Below are 21,832 nucleotides of genomic sequence, written 5' to 3' on the forward strand. Positions count from 1 at the left end.
GTCCAACCCCGTGACCGCACGGCTTGCCGACATCGCAGCCCAGGCGGGGGTCAGCGAAGCCACAGTCAGCCGCGTGCTCAACGGCAAGCCCGGTGTGGCCGCGGGCACCCGCGAATCCGTGCTGGCCGCGCTCGACGTCCTCGGCTACGAACGGCCGGTGCGGCTGCGCCGCCGCAGCGCCGGTCTGGTCGGGTTGATAACGCCGGAGCTGGAGAACCCGATCTTCCCGGCGCTCGCCCAGGTCATCGGCCAGTCGCTCACCCGCCAGGGATACACGCCGGTGCTCGCCACCCAGACCCCCGGCGGTTCCACCGAGGACGAGCTCACCGAGATGCTGGTCGACCGCGGCGTCTCCGGCATCATCTTCGTCTCCGGACTGCACGCCGACACCACGGCCGACATGGACCGCTACGAGCAACTGCGCGCCCAGGGCGTCCCGTACGTCCTGGTCGACGGCTTCTCGCCCAAGGTGCAGGCGCCGTTCATCTCGCCCGACGACCGGGCGGCGATGCGGCTCGCGGTCACCCATCTCGCGGCGCTCGGCCACACCCGGATCGGACTCGCGGTCGGGCCCAAGCGGTTCGTCCCCGTACTGCGCAAGATCGAGGGGTTCACGGCGGCGATGGAGGACCGGCTCGGGCTCTCCCCCGCCGAGGCCGAGTCGCTGGTGCAGCACTCGCTGTACACCCTGGAGGGCGGCCAGGCCGCGACCACCGCGCTGATCGCGCAGGGCTGCACCGCGATCGTCTGCGCCAGCGACATGATGGCGCTCGGCGCGATCCGCGCCGCGCGCCAGGCCGGACTCGACGTACCGAAGGACATCTCGGTCGTCGGGTTCGACGACTCGCCCCTGATAGCTTTCACCGATCCCCCGCTGACCACGATCCGCAAGCCGGTCACGGCCATGGGTCAGGCGGCGGTCCGCGCACTGCTCGAAGAGATCGGCGGCACCCCCGCTCCGCACAGCGAGTTCGTGTTCATGCCGGAGCTGGTGGTTCGCGGTTCAACGGCCTCCGGGCCTACTACCAAGTAGGGCTCGACTGGGCCCGTACACGGGTCCGGAATAAGCTCGGTGTAAGGGTCGGTCCGTCGTCCGTAGGGAGTACGGATGCGGATCGAACCCGACCGGAGGATGATCGGCACGGGGTATGTCCGTCTGGCAGACTCTCTCGCTATGGGTGAAATGACCGTGAAGACACCGGAAGGTACGGCGGACACCCCGTCGCCCGCCCCGTCGGCTGCGTCCATCCCATCCGTCCCGGACGAGCCGTCGCCGCCGGTCCCGGCACCGCCCCCCTCGCTGCTGCGGCGGCTGCGCACCCCGCGCAGACCCCGGCTCTGGTTCGAAATCCTCCTGATCGCGGTGAGTTACTGGACGTACTCGCTGATCCGCAACGCGGTCCCCGAACAGAAGTCGCAGGCGCTCGACAACGCCGACTGGATCTGGTCGGTCGAGAGCCACCTCGGCATCGCGGTGGAGCAGTCCGTCAACCACGCCGTCAACTCGGTGACATGGCTCATCGTAGGGATGAACTACTACTACGCCACGCTCCACTTCGTGGTGACGATCGGCGTCCTGGTGTGGCTCTTCCGCTGGCACCCCGGCCGGTACGCCGCGTCCCGGCTGATCCTCTTCGCCACCACCGGCGTGGCCCTCGTCGGCTACTACTTCTATCCGCTGGCGCCGCCCCGCCTGATGCACGGCGGCGACTTCATCGACACCGTCCTGGTCCACGAGACCTGGGGCTCGATGGCCTCGGGCGACCTGAAGAACATGTCCAACCAGTACGCGGCGATGCCGTCGATGCATATCGGCTGGTCCCTGTGGTGCGGCCTGACGATCTTCGCGCTCGCGAAGGCTCCGTGGGCGAAGATCCTGGGCCTGCTCTACCCCGCGGCGACCCTGCTGGTGATCGTCTCCACCGCCAACCACTTCTGGCTGGACGCGGTGGGCGGCATCCTGTGCCTCTCGTTCGGCTTCCTCGTCTCGTACGCCTGGTACGGCAAGCTCCCGCACCGCCTCTCCCGCCGGGTCCAGAACGCGCCACGGGGCCGCGTGGTGGCGGGCACCTCGCGCGCGTAGCCGGTTCTCACCAGGTACCACTCGGCCCGCTACGGCTAGGCTCGTCCTGAGCTTGATCCGGCGCCGGAGCCGGGCGCGTGGTGGTGGGAGGCGGCGGGATGACGGCGGTGCCGGGGCGCAGGAGCAGCACCTTCACCAGGCTGCTGCGGTACGGCTTCACCGACCCGTCGGCGGCCGAGCGGCGCCTGGACGCCCCGGAGCTCGCCTCCGTACGCACCGATCCGGTGCTCCTGGACGCGCTGGGCGCCACCGCCGACCCCGATCTGGCGCTCGCGGGCCTGGTGCGGATCGTGGAGGCCCAGGATCCGGCCGAGCGGCGCACGCTGCTCGACACCCTGATCACCGCCAAGCCGCTGCGGGACCGCCTCCTCGGGGTCCTGGGGGCCTCCGAGGCGCTGGCCGACCATCTCGCCCGGCATCCGCACGACTGGCACGCCCTGGTCACCTATGAGGCGGCGGACCTGCATCCGGGGATCGCCGAGTTCGAGCGCGGGCTTTCCGGGGCCGACGACCCGGTGTCGCTGCGGATCGCCTACCGGCGGTGCCTGCTGGCCATAGCGGCCCGTGATGTGTGCGGGACCACGGATGTGGCCGAGGCGGCGGCCGAGCTCGCCGACCTCGCCACCGCCACCCTGCGCGCGGCCCTCGCCATAGCCCGTACCGCCGCCCCCGAGGACGCGGCGCTGTGCCGACTCGCGGTGATCGCGATGGGCAAGTGTGGCGGCCATGAGCTGAACTACGTCTCCGACGTCGACGTGATCTTCGTCGGGGAGCCCGCGGAGGGCGCCGACGAGCGCAAGGCGATTCAGGCCGCCACCCGGCTCGCCTCACATCTGATGCGGATCTGCTCGGAGACCACCGTCGAGGGCACCATCTGGCCCGTCGACGCCAATCTGCGCCCCGAGGGCCGCAACGGGCCGCTGGTGCGCACGCTCTCCTCCCACCTCGCGTACTACCAGCGCTGGGCCAAGACCTGGGAGTTCCAGGCGCTGCTCAAGGCCCGGCCGGTGGCCGGGGACCCGGAGCTGGGCGAGGCCTACATCGAGGCGGTCTCGCCGCTGGTGTGGCAGGCCGCCGAGCGCGACAACTTCGTCAGCGACGTGCAGAAGATGCGCCGCCGGGTCGTCGACAACATCCCGGCCGCCCAGGTCGAGCGCGAGCTGAAGCTGGGGCCCGGCGGGCTGCGGGACGTCGAGTTCGCCGTCCAGCTCCTCCAGCTGGTGCACGGCCGAAGCGACGCGACCCTGCACAGCGGGACCACCCTGGACGCGCTCGGCGCGCTCGCGGCGGGCGGCTATGTGGGCCGTGCGGACGCCGCCCAGCTCGACGAGGCGTACCGCTTCCTGCGGGCGATGGAGCACCGCATCCAGCTGCACCGGCTGCGCCGCACGCATCTGGTGCCCGAGGACGAGGCCGACCTGCGGCGCCTTGGCCGTTCGCTGGGTCTGCGCACCGAGCCCGTGACCACTCTCAACCGGGAGTGGAAGAAGCACGCGGCCGTGGTGCGCAGGCTGCACGAGAAGCTGTTCTACCGGCCGCTGCTCGACGCCGTCGCGCAGCTCTCGCCCGGCGAGACCCGGCTCAGCCCGCGCGCGGCCGGGCAGCGCCTGGAGGCCCTGGGCTACGCGGACCCGGCGGCGGCGCTGCGGCACCTGGAGGCCTTGTCCTCGGGCGTCACGCGCAAGGCCGCCATCCAGCGCACCCTGCTGCCCGTACTGCTCGGCTGGTTCGCCGACTCGGCCGACCCGGACGCGGGCCTGCTTGGCTTCCGCAAAGTGTCGGACGCGCTCGGCAAGACCCCGTGGTACCTGCGGCTGCTGCGCGACGAGGGCGCGGCCGCCGAGAACCTGGCCCGGGTCCTCTCGGCCGGCCGCCTCGCCCCCGACCTGCTCCTTCGCGCCCCGGAGGCGGTGTCGATCCTGGGCGACCCGGAGGGGCTGAAGCCGCGCGGCCGCGAGCATCTGGAGCAGGAGGTACTGGCCGCCGTGGGCCGCGCCGAGACGGCCGAGGGCGCGGTCGCCGCGACCCGTGGCGTACGGCGAAGAGAGCTGTTCCGCACCGCCGCCGCCGACCTCATCGGCTCGTACGGCACCGAGGACAGCCCCGCCGAGCCGGACCCGGGCGCCCTGGTCGACCGGGTCGGCAACGCGGTCACCGATCTGAACGCGGCGACGCTCGCGGGCGCGCTGCGGGCCGCCGTGCGGGCGGAGTGGGGCGAGACCCTGCCGACCCGGTTCGCGGTCATCGGCATGGGCCGCTTCGGCGGGCACGAGCTGGGCTACGGCTCGGACGCGGATGTGCTGTTCGTCCATGAGCCGCGCGAGTTCGTCGACGAGCAGGAGGCGTCGCGGACGGCCACGCGGGTCATCACCGAGATGCGCCGGCTGCTCCAACTCCCCACCGCCGACCCGCCGTTGCTCATAGACGCCGATCTGCGCCCGGAGGGCAAGAGCGGCCCGATGGCGCGCACGCTCGGCTCGTACGCCGCGTACTACCGCCGCTGGTCGCTGGTGTGGGAGAGCCAGGCGCTGCTGCGCGCCGAGCCGATGGCGGGCGACGCGGAGCTGGGGCGCCGGTTCATCGAGCTGATCGACCCGCTGCGCTACCCGGCGGAGGGACTGGGCGAGGACGCGGTACGGGAGATACGGCGGCTCAAGGCCCGCATGGAGTCGGAGCGCATGCCGCGCGGCGCCGACCCGACGCTGCACACCAAGCTCGGCCGGGGCGGCCTCTCGGACGTCGAGTGGACGGTCCAGCTCTTCCAGATGCAGCACGGCTGGGCCGAGCCCGGCCTGCGCACCACCCGCACCCGCGACGCCCTCTCGGCGGCGCACGCGGCGGGCCTGATCGCCACCGAGGACGCCGAGATACTGGACGAGGCGTGGGTGCTGGCCACGCGGGTGCGGAACGGGGTGATGCTGGTGCGGGGCCGTGCCGGTGACACGTTCCCGTCCGACGGCCGCGAGCTCGCGGCGGTCGGCCGCTATCTCGGCTACGAGCCGGGGCATGTCGGGGACATGCTGGACGACTACCGGCGGGTCACGCGGCGGGCGCGCGCTGTGGTGGAGCGATTGTTCTACGGGGCGTAGCCTGCCGGTAAGGGCGCATTTCGACTGCGGACCGTCGGTGGCTGGTCGCGCAGTTCCCCGCGCCCCTAACCACTTCGGGGCACGGCCAGCCGACAAAGTACCCCAACCGTTCTCACTACCTTCACCCGCACGGATCTTCCCGTCTTCAACAGCCCGCCCTAACCTCACGGTGCACAGCCCCCCACGTCCCCTCACCGGAGGTATCCGCCGTGTCCGGCTGGTCCATACCCCGCCGCCGTACCCGTACCGCCCTCTTCTCCGCCGTCGGCCTCGTGGCCGCGTCCGTCGGCCTGTGGGCCGGGCTCGGCGGTACGTCCTCCGCGCACGCGGCGGCGAGCGTCCCCACCCCCGACCACACGGTCGTCGTGGTCTTCGAGAACCACGCGTACAACCAGGTCATCGGAAGCTCCAGCGCCCCGTACATCAACTCGCTGAAGAGCGGCGGCGCCAACCTCTCGCAGACGTTCGCCGAGACGCACCCGAGCCAGCCCAACTACTACGCGATGTTCTCCGGCTCCACGCAGGGCATCACGGACGACAGCTGCGTCACCCCGGGCTTCTCCTCCGCGCCCAACCTGGCGTCCGAGGTGATGGCCGCGGGCAAGACCTGGGCGAGCTACAACGAGTCGCTGCCGAGCCAGGGTTCGACCGTGTGCACCAGCGGCAAGTACGCGCAGAAGCACAACCCGTGGTTCGGCTTCTCCAACGTCCCGACGTCGAGCGCGAAGACCTTCACGCAGTTCCCGACGGACTACAGCACGCTGCCGACGGTCTCGTACGTCACGCCCAACCTGTGCAGCGACATGCACGACTGCTCGGTCTCGACCGGTGACACCTGGCTGAAGAAGAACCTGGGCGCGTACGCGACCTGGGCCAAGACCCACAACAGCCTGCTCGTCGTCACCTTCGACGAGGACAACCGGCTCGCGGGCAACAAGATCCCGACCGTCCTGTACGGGCAGCCGGTGACCCCGGGGTCTTCGTCCTCGGCGACGTACAACCACTACAACATCCTCCGCACGATCGAGGACATGTACGGCACCACGCACGCCGGCCAGGCCGCCAACGCCTCGGACATCACGGGCATCTGGGCTTCCTGACGTGTACGTAGCAGACAGCCGCAGCACCCCTGCGGCGGCCGCCGCCCGGCTCACCCCCGGGCGGCGGTCCGCCGTGGCCCCCACGGTGCTCGCGCTCGGCGCGGTCAGCCTGATCACCGACGTCTCGTCCGAGATGGTCACGGCCGTCCTGCCGCTCTACCTGGTCACGGGCCTGGGCCTGTCGCCGCTCGGCTTCGGCCTCCTCGACGGCGTCTACAACGGCTTCAGCGCGCTCGTCCGCCTGGTCGGCGGGCATCTGGCCGACCGGGGCGGGCGCCACAAGACGGTGGCGGTACTCGGCTACGGCCTGTCGGCGGTGTGCAAACCCCTTCTCCTGGTGGCGAGTTCACTGCCGATGATCGGCGCGGTGCTCGCGGTCGACCGGACCGGGAAGGGGCTGCGCACGGCCCCGCGCGACGCGCTGATCTCGCTGGCGTCGGCGCCGGAGGCACGCGGGCGGGCGTTCGGGGTGCACCGCGCGATGGACACGGCGGGCGCGCTGCTCGGCCCGCTGGCCGCGTTCCTGATTCTCCGTCAGGCCGTGGACGGCTACGACGCGGTGTTCACTGTGAGCTTCTGCGTGGCGGCGGTGGGCGTCCTCGTCCTGCTGCTGTTCGTGCCCTCGCGCACGGCCCCCGAGCGCGCGCCGGACGCCCCGCGCCCGTCCCTGAAGGCGGCGCTCGCGCTCCTTGCCGAGCGGGACGTACGCCGACTGACCCTCTGCGCCCTGCTGTTGGGCCTGGCCACGGTCAGCGACTCGTTCGTCTACCTGCTGCTCCAGCGGCGCCTGGATGTGCCGGACCGCTGGTTCGCGCTGCTGCCGCTGGGCACGGCGGCCGCGTTCCTGCTGCTCGCGGTCCCGCTGGGCCGGCTCGCCGACCGGGTGGGCCGCTGGCGGGTCTTCCTCGGCGGCCACGCGGCCCTGCTGTGCGCGTACGGCCTGCTGCTGCCGGGCTGGCAGGGCGCGGCGCTCCCGTACGTCGTGCTCGCCCTGCACGGTCTGTTCTACGCGGCGACCGACGGCGTCCTGATGGCCGCGGCGGCCGGTTCCGTACCGGCCGAACTGCGCTCCAGCGGACTCGCGTTGATCCAGACCGGCCAGGCGTCGGCCCGCTTCGTCTGCTCGATCGCGTTCGGCGCGGCGTGGACGGCGTGGGGCGACCGCACGGCGCTCTCCACGGCGGCGCTGGCCCTCACCGTGTGCGCGGCGGGGGCGATGCTGCTGCGGCCGACGGATTCGACGGAGGTGGCCGCGGCATGAGTCTGCGCAACAAGGTGCTGATCCTCGCGACGGCGCTGGTCGTGCTCGCGGGCGTGGGCATCGCGTCCGTGCTGCACGCGTCGAGCCGGGCCGACCGCAAGAACCAGGTGCAGGCGGGCGGCCCGCCGGTGAGCGCCGGGCAGGTGTCGCTGGCCCCGGACGCCGGGCGCCGGATCGTCTTCCGCAACATGGCCTGGGGCCCGCACCGCGACGAGCTCGCCACGGTCCCGGCGGGCGATCCGTCGGGGCCGCGCACCGCCTCCGGCGTGAAGTGCCTGCGGTTCTACGCGGCCGGCGGGACCGGGGTGTGCCTGCGGGCCGAGCGGGGCACGGTGCAGACGACCTACCGCGCGGTGGTCCTGGACGCGCACCTCAAGGAGCGCGCCCACTACGACGTCCCGGGCATCCCGACCCGGGCCCGCGTATCCCCGTCGGGCAAGCTGGCCGCCTGGACGGTCTTCGTCGGCGGCGACTCGTACGCTGGCACCAACTTCTCCACCCGCACGGCGATCCTGGACACGCACACCGGCCAACTCACCAAAACACTCGAAGACTTCACGATCGAGCGGGACGGCAAGACGTACCACGCCTCGGACGTCAACTTCTGGGGCGTCACCTTCGCGTCCGACGACCGCCACTTCTACGCGACGATGGCGACGTCCGGCAAGACGTACCTGATCCGCGGCGACCTGGAAACCCGCCGGGTCACGACCCTGCGCACCAACCTGGAGTGCCCGTCCCTCTCCCCCGACGGCACCCGCCTGGCCTTCAAGAAACGCGTCCCCGGCCTCCCGTCGGACGCGCCCTGGCGCCTGTACGTCCTGGACCTCACGACGATGCACGAGACCCCCTTGGCGGAGCCGCGCAGCGTCGACGACCAACTGGTCTGGCAGGACGACAAGACGGTGACGTACTCCCTGCCGGGCGACTACGGCGCCGACCTCTACACGCTCCCGGCCGACGGCACAGGAAAGCCTCACCGCCTGCTGACGGCGGGGCTGGCTCCGGCGTATCTGGGCTAGTCCTTGTCGAAGCGGTAGGACGCCCGCTCCATCTCCCGGACCTCGACCGTGAGGTGGAGGCGGCGGCCTTGCGGGGCCGTCACGTGCTTGCGGGCGATGTCCAGGACCGTCTCGCTCAGCTGCTCGCGGGCCTGCTGGGTGCGGCCGGTGAGGATCGAGAGCTGGATGAAGACGACGTCGAGGTCGTCGTCGCCCTCGCCGAAGTACGCCTCCTCGATACGGCGGAAGCGGGACTTGAAGGCCGTGGTCGGGGCGTCGATGATCGCCGGGGCGGTGGTGTGCACCTCGCTCGCGAAGGCCCGGCGGTCGAAGGTCTCGGCGAGGCGGTCGGAGTACTCGACGGTGACGAACGGCATGCTCAATCCTCTTCTCGCACGGCGGAACCGGCCGGCTCCCGCCAGGCAGTATCTCTGTGCCGTCCGACGCCGCGGACGCCGGGAGGCCCGCCCCGGCGCGGGGGCGGGCCTCCCGGTCGTACGAGGACGGCGTCAGGACGGCTGGACCAGCCCGATGACGTTGCCGTCCGCGTCCTTCACCGACGCGGTGCGGCGGCCGCCGCCGACGTCCTGGACGTCCTGGAGCGGCTGCGCCCCCGCGTCGAGCAGCGCCTTCACGCTCTTCTCGATGTCGTCGACGTGCCAGTACGGGACCGGCCCGGTCATCCCCTTGCCGTGCCCGTTCGGATCGAGCCCCACTTCCTGGCCCGCCGCGTTGAACTGCACGTAGTACGGCTCGTCCATCACGGGATCGGCGCCCAGAAGCCCGCTGAACAGGGCCTTCGCGGCGGCGATGTCCTTGACGGGATAGATGATCGTCTTGAGGCCTTGGGTCATGGGGATGTACTCCTCGAAGTGCGTGTCACGGGACGGCTTCGCGTCCGCCCCTGCCATGACACACCCCGGCGGACCGACCCGCCCGCCGGGAGCACCCGAATGCCCCAAGATCCCTACAGAACGGGCAGGTTCTTCCGCAGCTCGAACGCCGTGACCTCGCTGCGGTACTCCTCCCACTCCTGCTTCTTGTTGCGCAGGAAGAAGTCGAAGACGTGCTCGCCGAGGGTCTCGGCGACCAGTTCGCTGCGTTCCATCAGCGTGATCGCCTCGCCGAGGTTCTGCGGCAGGGGCTCGATACCCATCGCGCGGCGCTCGGAGTCGGAGAGGGCCCAGACGTCGTCGTCCGCGCCCGCCGGGAGTTCGTAGCCCTCCTCGATGCCCTTGAGGCCGGCCGCGAGCAGCAGCGCGTACGCGAGGTAGGGGTTGCAGCCGGAGTCGAGGGAGCGGACCTCGACGCGGGCGGAGCCCGTCTTGCCGGGCTTGTACATCGGCACGCGGATGAGGGCCGAGCGGTTGTTGTGGCCCCAGCAGATGTACGAGGGGGCCTCGCCGCCCGCGCCCGCGGTGCGCTCCGAGCCGCCCCAGATGCGCTTGTAGGAGTTGACCCACTGGTTGGTGACCGCGGCGATCTCGGCGGCGTGCTTGAGCAGACCCGCGATGAAGGAGCGGCCGACCTTGGAGAGCTGGTACTCGGCGCCCGACTCGTAGAACGCGTTGCGGTCGCCCTCGAAGAGGGAGAGGTGGGTGTGCATGCCGGAGCCGGGGAACTCCGAGAAGGGCTTGGGCATGAACGTCGCCTGGACGCCCTGTTCGAGCGCGACCTGCTTCATGACCAGGCGGAACGTCATGATGTTGTCGGCCGTGGAGAGCGCGTCCGCGTAGCGCAGGTCGATCTCCTGCTGGCCCGGCGCGCCCTCGTGGTGGCTGAACTCGACCGAGATGCCCATCGACTCCAGCATGGTGATCGCCTGGCGGCGGAAGTCCATGCCGACGTTCTGCGGGGTGTGGTCGAAGTAACCGGAGTTGTCGGCGGGCACCGGGCGGGTGCCGTCCAGCGGCTTGTCCTTCAGCAGGAAGAACTCGATCTCGGGGTGGGTGTAGAAGGTGAAGCCCAGGTCTGAGGTCTTGGCGAGGATGCGCTTGAGGACGAAGCGCGGGTCCGCGAAGGACGGGGAGCCGTCCGGCATCAGGATGTCGCAGAACATCCGCGCGGTGCCCGGGGCCTCCGCGCGCCACGGCAGGATCTGGAAGGTGCTCGGGTCCGGCTTGGCGATCATGTCCGACTCGTACACCCGGGCGAAGCCCTCGATGGCCGAGCCGTCGAAGCCGATGCCCTCGTCGAACGCCTGTTCAAGCTCGGCAGGAGCCACCGCAACCGACTTCAGGAAGCCGAGCACATCGGTGAACCACAAACGCACAAACCGGATGTCACGCTCTTCGAGAGTGCGGAGCACAAACTCCTGCTGCTTGTCCATAGCCACATCCTTGCAGTTCAGACGGTCTGTGCACCACCGCCCGGGCATGAGAGGGAAGCATCAGTATCGAGGCCCGGGATTACCGACACATTACGCACCCGATATGACGTGCGGCACGTCCCCTCCCCACAGTCGCACCGGGTGCCGTTCCCGGCGAGGGCGTGAGGGATACTCGCTCCTCGTTGCCCGCAGAACGACTTGGTACGGCTGACCTCCGTACCGCTATGGAGACCGCAGCATGACCGGCACCCAGATGGAGCCCCCGGATACCGTCACCGCACCGCCCGCGCCGGCACCTGCCGCCGCGCGCTGGCGGGCCTGGCTGCTGGACGGGCTCTCGGAGCAGTCCGCACGCCACCAGGGGCCGCACGGCACCCCGCCCCAGGAGCACAAGGGCCACAGCTGGTGGCGTGTCATGTGCCTCACCGGTGTCGACTACTTCTCGACGCTCGGCTACCAGCCGGGCATCGCGGCGCTCGCGGCCGGGCTGCTCTCGCCGATGGCCACGCTCGTCCTGATCGCCCTGACGCTGCTCGGCGCGCTGCCGGTCTACCGCCGGGTGGCCAAGGAGTCGCCGAACGGCGAGGGTTCCATCGCCATGCTGGAGCGGCTGCTGCCGTGGTGGGCGGGGAAGATCTTCGTCCTGGTGCTGCTCGGGTTCGCGGCCACCGACTTCATGATCACCATCACGTTGTCGGCCGCGGACGCCTCGGCCCACGTTGTGGAGAATCCTTTCGCCCCGAGCTGGCTGCACGGCTCCAACCTCTGGATCACGCTGGCTCTCGTCGCGGCGCTCGGCGCGGTCTTCCTCAAGGGGTTCAAGGAGGCCATCGGTGTCGCCGTGGTGCTCGTCGCCGTCTATCTGACGCTCAACCTGGTGGTGCTCGCCACCGCCGTCGGGAAGATCGCCACCGAGCCCGTGGTGATCGACGACTGGTGGCACGCCGCCAGCGCCGCGCACTCCTCGCCGCTCGCCATGGTCGGCGTGGCGCTGCTGGTCTTCCCCAAGCTCGCGCTCGGCATGTCCGGCTTCGAGACGGGCGTGGCGGTGATGCCGCAGATCACCGGCGACGCCTCCGACACCCACGACAAGCCGCTGGGCCGCATCCGCGACACCCGCAAGCTGCTCACCACGGCGGCGATCGTGATGAGCGGCTTCCTGCTCGTCTCCAGCCTCGCCACGACGATCCTGATCCCGGAGGCGGAGTTCAAGGCGGGCGGCGACGCCAACGGGCGCGCGCTCGCCTTCCTCGCCCATCAGCAGCTGGGCGAGGCGTTCGGCACGGTCTACGACATCTCGACCATCGCGATCCTCTGGTTCGCCGGCGCCTCGGCGACGGCCGGACTGCTCAACCTGGTGCCGCGCTATCTGCCGCGCTACGGCATGGCCCCGGAGTGGACCCGCGCGGTGCGCCCGCTGGTGCTGATCTTCGCGGCGATCGCCTTCTTCATCACCTGGTGGTTCGACGCCGACGTCGACGCGCAGAGCGGTGCGTACGCGACCGGTGTCCTGGTCCTGATGCTCTCGGCGTCGTTCGCCTCCACCGTGGCCGTGCTGCACCGGGGCAAGCGGGGCGCGGCCCTCGGCTTCGGCGCGATCACCGCGGTGTTCGCGTACACGCTGGTCACCAATGTCATCGAGCGGCCCGACGGACTGAAGATCGCGCTGCTTTTCATCGTCGCGATCCTGCTGTCGTCGTTCGCCTCCCGGGTGCACCGGGCCTTCGAGCTGCGGGCCACCGAGGTCACCTTCGACGAGGCCGCGAGCCGGTTCATCGACGAGGCGGCGAAGAGCGGCCCGCTGCGACTGATCGCCAACGAGCCGCAGGAGCACTCCACGGCGGAGTACCGCGCCAAGGAGTACAGCCAGCGCGAGGAGACGCACATCCCCGACGGGCGGCCGGTGCTGTTCCTGGAGGTGTTCGTGCAGAACTCCTCGGACTTCACCACCGAGCTCACCGTGCACGGCACCGAGAAGCACGGGGTGCGCAGGCTGCGGGTGGAGGGCGCGGTCGTGCCCAACACCATCGCGGCCGTGATGATGAAGCTGCGCGACCGCACCGGGCAGGTGCCGCACGCGTACTTCAACTGGACCGAGGGCCATCCGCTCAGCCATCTGCTGCGCTTCCTGGTCTTCGGCGACGGCGAGGTCGCGCCGGTCACCCGTGAGGTGCTGCGCCGGGCCGAGCCGGACCGCAAGCGCCGGCCCCGCGTCCACGTCGGCTGATTCCGGCCGGTTGGCCTGATCTTGGCCGACCCCGCCCTGCCGCGCGTCGCGCTCCCTCCCTTACCATCTGCGCCTATGGGGGGAGTGCGACGCCTTCGCATCACACGTCCTGTGGCGCTGCTGAGCGCCATGGCGACGCTTCTCGCCGCCCTCTTCCTCTGCCTCACCGCGGGCGGCCGCGCGAGCGCCGACGCCGTTCCCGCCGCGCACCACATCACGCTCGCCGTCGGTCCCGCGCAGTACAGCTGCCCGTACGACCGCGGCGACTGCGGGCTCTTCCCGCACGCCGACCCGGCCGTGCTCACCGCGCCGCCGCTGGACACCCCGGCGCCGAGCGCCGCGCAGGCCGTACGGACGGCGGCGGCGCCTCCCGCCGTGGCCCCGGTGCGCCGCGGCGCGGGGCCGCGCGCTCCCGATCTCCACGTTCTTCAAGTGCTACGGACCTAGGCGGACCTTCTGCGTTCCGCTCACACCCCCAACTTCCCCGTCACCAGAAGGACTTGAGCCATCATGGCCACCAAGGAATCGAACAGCTCACGCCAGGCGCGGATAGCCGAGATGCGCCGCGCCGAGCAGGCCCGCGAGCGCCGCAACAAGATCGTCGCGATCACCGCGTCGGTGGCGATCGTCGCCGGGCTCGTCGGCGTCGGCGCGTACCTGCTCAACCGGGAGTCCGACAAGAAGGACCAGCAGCAGGCCCAGAAGGCCGACGACGCCAAGGCGACCATCGCCGGCGAGAAGGACTGGGACCCGAAGAAGCTCGGCCGCAACCACGTCACCAAGACGGTGTCGTACCCGATGAAGCCGCCGGTCGGCGGTGACCACGACCAGGTCTGGATGAACTGCGGCGGCGTGGTCTACAAGAAGCCGGTCCCGGACATGAACGCGGTGCACTCGCTGGAGCACGGCGCGGTCTGGGTGACGTACAACGACAAGGCGCCGGCCGGGGATGTGCAGAAGCTCTCCGACAAGGTCTCCAAGACGCCGTACTCGCTGATGAGCCCGTTCCAGGACCAGGCCGGGGCGATCATGCTCAGCGCCTGGGGCAAGCAGGTCACCGTGACCAGCGCGGACGACCCGCGGGTCAACCAGTTCTTCAACAAGTACGTGCAGGGCGCGCAGACCCCGGAGCCGGGCGCGGCGTGCACGGGCGGGCTGGACCAGAAGTGAACCGCACCTACTGGGCGTCCCTCTCGGCGGTAGCGGCGGCGCTCGTGTTCGCCACGGTGGCCACGGTCGCCAGCGCCACCGGCGACGACTCCCCCGCCGCGCCCCGCACGCCCGTCGCCACCTCGGCGGACGCGGGCTTCGCGCGGGACATGTCGGTCCACCACCAGCAGGCGGTGGAGATGTCGTTCATCGTGCGCGACCGCACCCAGGACGAGGACGTGCGCCGGCTCGCCTACGACATCGCCAACACCCAGGCCAACCAGCGGGGCATGCTGCTCGGCTGGCTGGATCTGTGGAAGCTGTCGAAGTCCCAGCCGGACCAGCTGCCGATGGCGTGGATGGGGATGGGCACCGAGCCCGGCGCGGACGGCGCGCTGATGCCCGGCATGGCCACCAACACCGAGCTCGACCAGCTGCGCAGGGCCGACGGCAAGCAGGCCGAGATCCTCTACCTCCAGCTGATGACCGAGCACCACAAGGGCGGGATCCACATGGCCCAGGGCTGCGCCGAGAAGTGCGCCACCAAGGTGGAGCGCGACCTCGCCCAGGGCATGGTCGACTCGCAGCGCTCGGAGATCGACCTGATGGCCACCATGTTGACCGCACGGGGGGCCAAGCCGCGTACGTAACCACGTACCCGGCGTCGCCACGGATTACGTAAGGAATCCGCCCCAGTCCGACTTTCAGCCATCAAAACGACCCAAGTCCCGCCACCTGGGCGGGACTTGGGTTTCTCTTGGGTTTCACATGCCCCCCGCATGAACCGTTCCTCACCAGAGTGACGCTGTGCATGTGCAGATCAAGTGCGCATGCCTCACAGGTGAAGAGCCTCAGCAGGGGGTCAAATGAGAACAAGCCGCACCAAGCGGCGTGCCGTGAGCATGGCAGCGACACTGCCCATGCTCGCCGGCGCACTCGCTTTCGGCATACCGTCCGCCCACGCCGCGGACCCCGTGCCGTCCGGGCGGGCCGCCCTCACGGGCACCAAGCCCGCATGGGCCACCGGCGCCGCTGACCAAGGCGCCACGGCGAACACGAACAAGGTCAACGCGCGCGTGTACCTCGCGGGCCGCGACGCCAAGGGCCTCGCCGCGTACGCCGCGGCCGTGTCCGACCCGGCGTCGGACGCGTACGGCAAGTACCTGAGCCCCGCGCAGACGCAGCAGCGTTTCGGCGCGACCAAGGCGCAGATCGCGGCGGTCACCAGCTGGCTGAAGTCGGCCGGGCTCACCGTCACGGGCAGCAACGAGCACTACGTCTCGGTCTCCGGCGACGTCGCCGCGGCCGAGAGGGCGTTCGGCACCAAGCTGCACAACTTCCGCAAGGGCGGCCGCACCTACCGCGCCCCGGTGGCGACCGCCTCCGCGCCCGGCGCGCTGGCCGACGCGGTGCTCACCGTGAGCGGCCTGGACACCGCCCCGCACCAGGCGTCGCACCAGGACACGCTGCCGGGCCCCGGCCCCGCGTTCAAGAACTCCGGGCCGTTCTCCACGTACTACGGCTCGAACACCGCCTCCACCCTGCCGGACGCGTACGGCAAGAAGCTCTCGTACGCGGTCCACGGGTACACCGGCAAGCAGCTGCGCGCCGCGTACGGCGCGGGCCGCTACACCGGCAAGGGCGTGACCGTCGCGATCACCGACGCGTACGCCTCGCCGACGATGGCGAAGGACGCCCAGCAGTACGCGCTGCGCAACGGCGACAAGTCGTACAAGCACGGCCAGTACACCGAGGTGACGCCCGCCGCCTACAACAGCACCGAGGCGTGCGGCGCGGCCGGCTGGTACGGCGAGGAGTCCCTGGACGTCGAGGCCGTGCACGCGGTCGCGCCGGAGGCGGACATCGTGTACGTCGCGGGCGCGTCCTGCAACGACCCGGACCTGCTCGACTCCCTGAACAAGGTCGTCGACAGCCACCTGGCCGACATCGTCTCCAACTCGTGGGGCGACGTCGAGTCCAACGAGACCCCGGACGTCGCGGCCGCCTACGACCAGACGTTCAAGCTCGGCGCGGTCGAGGGCATCGGCTTCTACTTCTCCTCCGGCGACGACGGCGACGAAGCCGCCAAGAGCGGCAAGAAGCAGGTCGGCACCCCCGCCAACTCGGCGTGGGCGACGGCCGTCGGCGGCACCTCGCTGGCCGTCGGCAAGGGCGACAAGTACCAGTTCGAGACCGGCTGGGGCACCCTGAAGTCCTCGCTGTCGGCGGACGGCAAGAGCTGGACGAACTTCCCGGGCGCGTTCACCTCGGGCGCGGGCGGCGGCACCAGCTCCACCGTGAAGCAGCCGTTCTACCAGCACGGCATCGTGCCGGACGCGCTCGCCAAGGCGAACGGCGCGGACCGGATGCGTACGGTTCCGGACATCGCGGCCGTGGCCGACCCCAACACCGGCTTCCTGGTCGGCCAGACGCAGACCTTCCCCGACAAGTCGGTGAAGTACGACGAGTACCGCATCGGTGGTACGTCGCTGGCCGCCCCGGTCATCGCGGGTGTCCAGGCGCTGGCCCAGCAGGCCCGCAACTTCCCGATCGGGTTCGCGAACCCGTCGATCTACGCGCGGTACGGCTCGCCGCTGTTCCACGACGTCACGGACCACCCGCTGGGGAAGTCCCGTGAACTCGCGGTCGTTCGGGTGGACTTCGCGAACGGTGTCGACGCGTCGGGTGGCCTGCTCACGTCTGTTCGTACCCTCGGTCACGACAGCTCGCTGTCTGCGACTCGTGGGTACGACAACGTGACCGGTGTGGGTTCGCCCGCCCCCGGGTACGTTTCGTCGTTCGCCTCGCGGTACCACCGCTAGCCCTTGCTGGGTGCGGTTTCGTCTGCGGACCGTGCGTGGCTGGTCGCGCAGTTCCCCGCGCCCCTTAAGTGACTCGGGACCGCATTGGACTCCACGAGCCCGCTAGCAGCACCAAACCCCGCCCCGGGACCGTTAACTCGGCCCGGGGCGGGGCTTTTTGCGCTCAGCCCAGTACCGTCTCCGCCACCATCCCCGCCCTGTCCAGCATCACCAAGTGCCCTGCGCCCTCCGCCACTTGGAAGTCCGCTTCCAGATGGTCGGCCAGGTCTCGTTGGCGGCTCAGCCAGGACGGGCCGGCTGCGGCGCCTGCCAGGACGCGGACCGGGACGCCGCCGGGGAGGGGGAACTTGTCGCGCAGGGTGAGGAGTTCGGCCGCCACCGCTCGGTAGCGCGCGTTCTCCAGGATCAGGCCGCGCCACACCCGCGAGGTGCGGTAGCAGCGGTCGACCAGGGCGCGGGGGGCCGGGTCGGGGCCGCCGGTGCGGGAGAGGCGGACCGTGGCGCGGCGCAGCAGCGGGCCCAGCGCCGCCGGGACCCCCGTCCCCGAGAGCACCGCCCCCGCGACCCGCGCCGACACCACCCGCACCCCGGGCGCGAGCGGCGGCCGTACATCGGCCTCCACGCTGGAGTCGATCAGCACGAGCGCGGCCGTGCGGTCCGGGTACAGGCGCGCGTACGCCTCCGCGTGGAAGCCCGCGATCGAGTGGCCGACCACAGTCGCCCGCTCGTCCACTCCCACCGCGTCCAGGACCGCCGCGATCCGGTGGGCCTCACCCGAGGCCGTCGGCGGGGCGCAGGCGGGGCCGGACAGGCCGTGGCCGGGGCGGTCGAAGCGTACGACCGTGCGGTGCGGGGCAAGGAGCGGCACCACCGGGTCCCAGTCGAACCACGCCATGCCCAGGCCCGCGCTGAGCACCACGGGCGGACCGCTGCCCTCCACCACCACGTGGTGCGGGACCCCGTCGATCCGTACGAACGTCATACTCGATTCTCCCGCGCCACGGCGTAGGTGAGCACCCCCAGCCACACCGCGACCAGCAGCACCTGCGCCCGCTGCCCGGCCCCCAGCGACCAGGTGCCGCGCCCGGCCTCGAACGCGGCGATCGCGGCCAGCGTCCAGACGGTGACGGCGAGTTCGAGGACGACCAGGACCGGGCCGAAGCGGGCGAGCGGGGCCCAGTGGCCGTAGCGGCGGGCCGCGATCGTGAGCGCCACGATCCCGACGAGCGCGCCCGCCATGGCGAGGCTGCTGCTCACGGCGTGCGCGGTGTGCGTGGCCGGGACGAGACCGGCCGTCTCGCGGGCCGCGCACTCGGGGTCGACGGTCGGCGCGCAGCTCAGCGGCAGCCGCGAGTCGGCAACGGTCGACGCGCCGAACACCACCAGGGCCGCCCAGCCGGTCACCGTCCAGGGCCGCCGCTCGCACCGCCACAGCGCCCACGCGGACCCGGCGAGGACCAGGACGCCCGCGGTGAGGTCGGTGGCCCGGAAGAGTCCGCCGAGCGGCTGGTCGACCGCGGCGAGCTCGCTGACGTACGTCTGGACGGGGTCGAGCCCGGTGTGGAGCAGCACTTCGAGCACCCATGCGGTGTACGCGAGCGCGCCGAGCGCCAGGAGGACGACGGCGGGCCGGGCGTGCGTACCGGAGGGGGGCATAGTGGTGCCGATGGTACTTACCGGTCGCCGTCCACAGGCGGACCGCGACGCCGTCCGGCTCGTTCACCCGACATTGCGTCGCTCTGACGATTACACTGGCCGGGTGCCTCAACTACGCCTCGCTCTGAATCAGATCGACTCGACCGTCGGCGACCTCACCGGCAATGCCGAGGCGATCGTGCACTGGACCCGGCACTCCGCCGAGCAGGGGGCGCATCTCGTCGCGTTCCCCGAGATGATGCTGACCGGCTACCCCGTCGAGGACCTGGCGCTTCGCCCGTCCTTCGTCAAGGCGTCCCGGGCCGCGCTCGACGAGCTGGCGACGCGGCTCGCCGCCGAGGGCCTCGGCGAGCTCCCGGTGGTCGTCGGCTACCTCGACCGCTCCACGGCCGCCCAGGCGCGCCTGGGCCAGCCCGCTGGCGCGCCGCGCAACGCGGGCGCGGTGCTGCACCGCGGCGAGGTGGTCCTGCGCTACGCCAAGCACCACCTGCCCAACTACGGCGTCTTCGACGAGTTCCGCTACTTCGTGCCGGGCGACACCATGCCGGTCGTACGGGTCCACGGCGTCGATGTGGCGCTCGCCATCTGCGAGGACCTGTGGCAGGACGGCGGCCGCGTCCCGGCCACCCGCTCCGCCGGGGCCGGGCTGCTGATCTCCATCAACGCCTCGCCGTACGAGCAGAACAAGGACGACACCCGCCTCGAACTGGTCCGCAAGCGGGCCCAGGAGGCGGGCTGCACCACCGCCTACCTCGCCATGGTGGGCGGCCAGGACGAGCTGGTCTTCGACGGCGACTCGATCGTCGTCGACCGCGACGGCGAGGTCGTCGCCCGCGCCCCGCAGTTCTCCGAGGGCTGCGTGCTGCTCGACCTCGAACTCCCGGCCGCCGGTCCCGTCCCGTCGGGCACGGTCGACGACGGCCTGCGGATCGAGCACGTGATCCTCTCCGAGCAGCCCGTCCCGGCGTACGAACCGGAGCTCGCGGGTGGCTACAGCGACCGCCTGGACGACGACGAGGAGGTCTACTCGGCACTGGTCGTGGGGCTGCGCGCGTATGTCGCCAAGAACGGCTTCCGGTCCGTCCTGATCGGCCTGTCCGGCGGCATCGACTCGGCGCTGGTCGCCGCGATCGCCTGCGACGCGGTCGGCGCGGAGAACGTGTACGGCGTGTCGATGCCCTCCAAGTACTCCTCGGAGCACTCCAAGGGCGACGCGGCCGAACTGGCCCGGCGCGCCGGGCTGCACTTCCGGACCGTCTCCATCGAGCCGATGTTCGACGCGTACATGGGCTCGCTGGGCCTGACCGGCCTCGCCGAGGAGAACCTGCAGTCGCGGCTGCGTGGCACCATGCTGATGGCGATCTCCAACCAGGAGGGCCACATCGTCATGGCGCCGGGCAACAAGTCCGAGCTGGCGGTGGGGTATTCGACGCTCTACGGCGACTCGGTGGGCGCGTACGGCCCGATCAAGGACGTCTACAAGACGACGGTCTTCCGGCTCGCCAACTGGCGCAACAAGGCCGCCGAGGCGCGCGGCGAGGTCCCGCCGATCCCGGAGAACTCGATCATCAAGCCGCCGAGCGCCGAGCTGCGCCCGGACCAGGTCGACACGGACTCGCTGCCCGACTACCCGGTCCTGGACGCGATCCTGGCCCGGTACGTCGACCGCGACCAGGGCCGCGAGGAGATCGTCGCGGCGGGCTACGACCCGGAGGTCGTGGCGAAGACCCTGCGCCTGGTGGACTCCGCCGAGTACAAGCGGCGCCAGTACCCGCCGGGCACCAAGATCTCGGCGAAGGGCTTCGGGAAGGACCGGCGGCTGCCGATCACCAATCTGTGGCGGGAGTCGGTGTGAGGGTCGGGCTCGACAGCGGGCTCAACAGCGGAGAGGGGGCCGGGGCATCGCCCCGGCCCCCTCCGCGTACCAGGAAGCCGCTCAGATCTTCAGGCGCGCCGCGATCGGCAAGTGGTCGCTCGCCGTCCGCCCCAGCGTCCACGACGACTTCGGCTCGACGCCCTTGACCATGATCTGGTCGATCCGGGCCATCGGGAACGACGCGGGCCAGGTGAAGCCGAACCCGTTGCCCGCCGCGCCCTGCGTGGACCGCATCTGCGAGGTGATGTTGTTCAGGGCGCGGTCGTTCATCGTGCCGTTGAGGTCGCCGAGCAGGACGACCTTCTTCAGCGGGTCGCCCGCGATCGCGTCACCGAGGGCGTCGGCGCTGGCGTCGCGCTGGCGCGCGGTGAACCCGGCGCTGAGCTTCACGCGTACCGAGGGCATGTGCGCCACGTACACCTTCACCTGGCCGACGGGCGCGTTCACGGTGGCCCGCATGGCGCGGACCCAGCCGATCTTGATGTCGACCGGCTCGGCCTGGCTGAGCGGGTACTTGCTCCACAGGCCCACCGTGCCCTGCACCGAGTGGTGCGGGAAGGCCCCGGCCAGCGCCTTCTCGTACGCGGGGACCTTGTCGCCCGGCAGTTCCTCCAGGGCCAGCACCTCGGCGCCGGAGGCGATGAGCTTGCGGGCGGTGCCGGCCGGGTCGGGGTTGTCGGCGTTGACGTTGTGGGTGGCGACGACGAGGTTGCCGCCCTTGCTCTCCTTGTCGGTGAGCAGTCCGCCGAAAAGATTCAGCCATACGGTCGCGGGGAGCAGCAGGGCGATCAGGGCGGTCGCCGAGCGACGCCACAGGGCGAAGCCCAGGAGCACCGGGACGAACAGCCCCAGCCACGGCAGGAAGGTTTCGGTGAGGCTGCCCAGGTTGCCGATCCGGTTGGGGATCTGCGCGTGGACCAGCATGACCAGCGAGATCAGGACCGCGAGCGCGGCCAGGACGATGCCGCGCCGCCAGATGCCGGTGTCCCCGCGCCAGCCGTCCAGCAGGCGCCGGACCCGGGATCCGGAGCGCTCGCCCTCCGCGCTGCCGTTCCCCGTCTCCGCCAAGTACGCCCGCGTCATACCGCTGCCCTCACTGCCTTGCGTTCTCGCACACCCTCGCCCCGATGACCCTAGGCGATGACGGGTGGGCTTTCCCTGTCGTCGTACTGCCGATGACGAGAGGGCGCGACCGGGGGTTCCAGAGGTCACGCCTGTGACGGCGGCTGTGACAAAACG

18 protein-coding genes are annotated in these 21,832 nt (G+C 71.1%); 12 read left to right on the top strand and 6 right to left on the bottom strand.

Annotated elements, in window-relative coordinates; all coding sequences use genetic code 11:
- The first annotated feature begins 10 nt into the window (after nt 1–10).
- The 6 genes from BG418_RS33470 to BG418_RS33495 all read left to right on the top strand — a co-directional run bounded on the left by BG418_RS33470 (nt 11) and on the right by BG418_RS33495 (nt 8,555).
- Nucleotides 11–1,033 carry a LacI family DNA-binding transcriptional regulator gene (locus BG418_RS33470; RefSeq protein ID WP_317453847.1) on the top strand — a complete coding sequence of 341 codons (1,023 nt, stop codon included), beginning with the start codon at nt 11–13 and terminating at the stop codon, nt 1,031–1,033.
- A gap of 150 nt (nt 1,034–1,183) precedes the next feature.
- Entirely contained in the window at nt 1,184–2,083 is a 900-nt protein-coding gene (locus BG418_RS33475; RefSeq protein ID WP_399001656.1) for a phosphatase PAP2 family protein, read from the top strand.
- A 98-nt stretch (nt 2,084–2,181) separates the two neighbouring features.
- Entirely contained in the window at nt 2,182–5,172 is a 2,991-nt protein-coding gene (locus tag BG418_RS33480; RefSeq protein WP_188277827.1) for a bifunctional [glutamine synthetase] adenylyltransferase/[glutamine synthetase]-adenylyl-L-tyrosine phosphorylase, read from the top strand.
- A gap of 209 nt (nt 5,173–5,381) precedes the next feature.
- The gene (locus BG418_RS33485) at nt 5,382–6,272 is read left to right on the top strand and encodes an alkaline phosphatase family protein (RefSeq protein ID WP_188277828.1); all 891 of its coding nucleotides are present in this window, start codon (nt 5,382–5,384) and stop codon (nt 6,270–6,272) included.
- A gap of 1 nt (nt 6,273) precedes the next feature.
- On the top strand, nt 6,274–7,533 hold the full coding sequence (locus tag BG418_RS33490; protein WP_188277829.1) for an MFS transporter: 1,260 nt from the start codon (nt 6,274–6,276) through the stop codon (nt 7,531–7,533).
- The gene (locus tag BG418_RS33495) at nt 7,530–8,555 is read left to right on the top strand and encodes a PD40 domain-containing protein (protein WP_188277830.1); all 1,026 of its coding nucleotides are present in this window, start codon (nt 7,530–7,532) and stop codon (nt 8,553–8,555) included. Before BG418_RS33490 ends, BG418_RS33495 begins: the two co-directional genes overlap by 4 nt.
- Here the strand turns inward: BG418_RS33495 and BG418_RS33500 are convergent.
- From BG418_RS33500 to BG418_RS33510, 3 genes are all read right to left on the bottom strand, one after another.
- Entirely contained in the window at nt 8,552–8,911 is a 360-nt protein-coding gene (locus BG418_RS33500; RefSeq protein ID WP_188277831.1) for a 5-carboxymethyl-2-hydroxymuconate Delta-isomerase, read from the bottom strand. The two genes, BG418_RS33495 and BG418_RS33500, sit on opposite strands and share 4 nt — an antisense overlap.
- 132 nt (nt 8,912–9,043) lie before the next feature.
- A complete protein-coding gene (locus BG418_RS33505; RefSeq protein ID WP_188277832.1) occupies nt 9,044–9,388 on the bottom strand; it encodes a VOC family protein in 345 nt (114 codons plus the stop codon).
- Nucleotides 9,389–9,501: 113 nt separating this feature from the next.
- Complete coding sequence (locus BG418_RS33510) at nt 9,502–10,863, bottom strand: glutamine synthetase family protein (protein WP_188277833.1); 1,362 nt, start codon at nt 10,861–10,863, stop codon at nt 9,502–9,504.
- A gap of 238 nt (nt 10,864–11,101) precedes the next feature.
- Between BG418_RS33510 and BG418_RS33515 the strand changes: the two genes are divergently transcribed.
- The 5 genes from BG418_RS33515 (at nt 11,102) to BG418_RS33535 (ending at nt 17,061) form a co-directional block, all read left to right on the top strand.
- On the top strand, nt 11,102–13,090 hold the full coding sequence (locus tag BG418_RS33515) for an amino acid transporter (protein ID WP_223185813.1): 1,989 nt from the start codon (nt 11,102–11,104) through the stop codon (nt 13,088–13,090).
- A gap of 111 nt (nt 13,091–13,201) precedes the next feature.
- A complete protein-coding gene (locus tag BG418_RS33520) occupies nt 13,202–13,537 on the top strand; it encodes a hypothetical protein (RefSeq protein ID WP_317453848.1) in 336 nt (111 codons plus the stop codon).
- A 63-nt stretch (nt 13,538–13,600) separates the two neighbouring features.
- The gene (locus BG418_RS33525) at nt 13,601–14,260 is read left to right on the top strand and encodes a DUF3105 domain-containing protein (protein WP_188277835.1); all 660 of its coding nucleotides are present in this window, start codon (nt 13,601–13,603) and stop codon (nt 14,258–14,260) included.
- Nucleotides 14,257–14,889 carry a DUF305 domain-containing protein gene (locus tag BG418_RS33530; RefSeq protein ID WP_188277836.1) on the top strand — a complete coding sequence of 211 codons (633 nt, stop codon included), beginning with the start codon at nt 14,257–14,259 and terminating at the stop codon, nt 14,887–14,889. Before BG418_RS33525 ends, BG418_RS33530 begins: the two co-directional genes overlap by 4 nt.
- Before the next feature lie 216 nt (nt 14,890–15,105).
- A complete protein-coding gene (locus BG418_RS33535) occupies nt 15,106–17,061 on the top strand; it encodes a protease pro-enzyme activation domain-containing protein (RefSeq protein ID WP_188277837.1) in 1,956 nt (651 codons plus the stop codon).
- A gap of 163 nt (nt 17,062–17,224) precedes the next feature.
- Here BG418_RS33535 and BG418_RS33540 read toward each other — a convergent pair whose 3' ends face one another.
- Together BG418_RS33540 and BG418_RS33545 are read right to left on the bottom strand one after the other, a co-directional pair.
- The gene (locus BG418_RS33540) at nt 17,225–18,043 is read right to left on the bottom strand and encodes an alpha/beta fold hydrolase (RefSeq protein ID WP_188277838.1); all 819 of its coding nucleotides are present in this window, start codon (nt 18,041–18,043) and stop codon (nt 17,225–17,227) included.
- A complete protein-coding gene (locus BG418_RS33545; protein WP_188277839.1) occupies nt 18,040–18,717 on the bottom strand; it encodes a DUF998 domain-containing protein in 678 nt (225 codons plus the stop codon). Before BG418_RS33545 ends, BG418_RS33540 begins: the two co-directional genes overlap by 4 nt.
- 103 nt (nt 18,718–18,820) lie before the next feature.
- On the opposite strand from BG418_RS33545, the gene BG418_RS33550 reads away from it, so the two are divergent.
- The gene (locus BG418_RS33550; protein WP_188277840.1) at nt 18,821–20,572 is read left to right on the top strand and encodes an NAD+ synthase; all 1,752 of its coding nucleotides are present in this window, start codon (nt 18,821–18,823) and stop codon (nt 20,570–20,572) included.
- Nucleotides 20,573–20,653: 81 nt separating this feature from the next.
- Here BG418_RS33550 and BG418_RS33555 read toward each other — a convergent pair whose 3' ends face one another.
- A complete protein-coding gene (locus BG418_RS33555; RefSeq protein WP_188277841.1) occupies nt 20,654–21,676 on the bottom strand; it encodes an endonuclease/exonuclease/phosphatase family protein in 1,023 nt (340 codons plus the stop codon).
- Between the last annotated feature and the right edge of the window lie 156 nt (nt 21,677–21,832).

Origin of the sequence: Streptomyces sp. CBMA152 (genome assembly GCF_014596475.1) — a bacterium.
Taxonomy (GTDB): domain Bacteria; phylum Actinomycetota; class Actinomycetes; order Streptomycetales; family Streptomycetaceae; genus Streptomyces.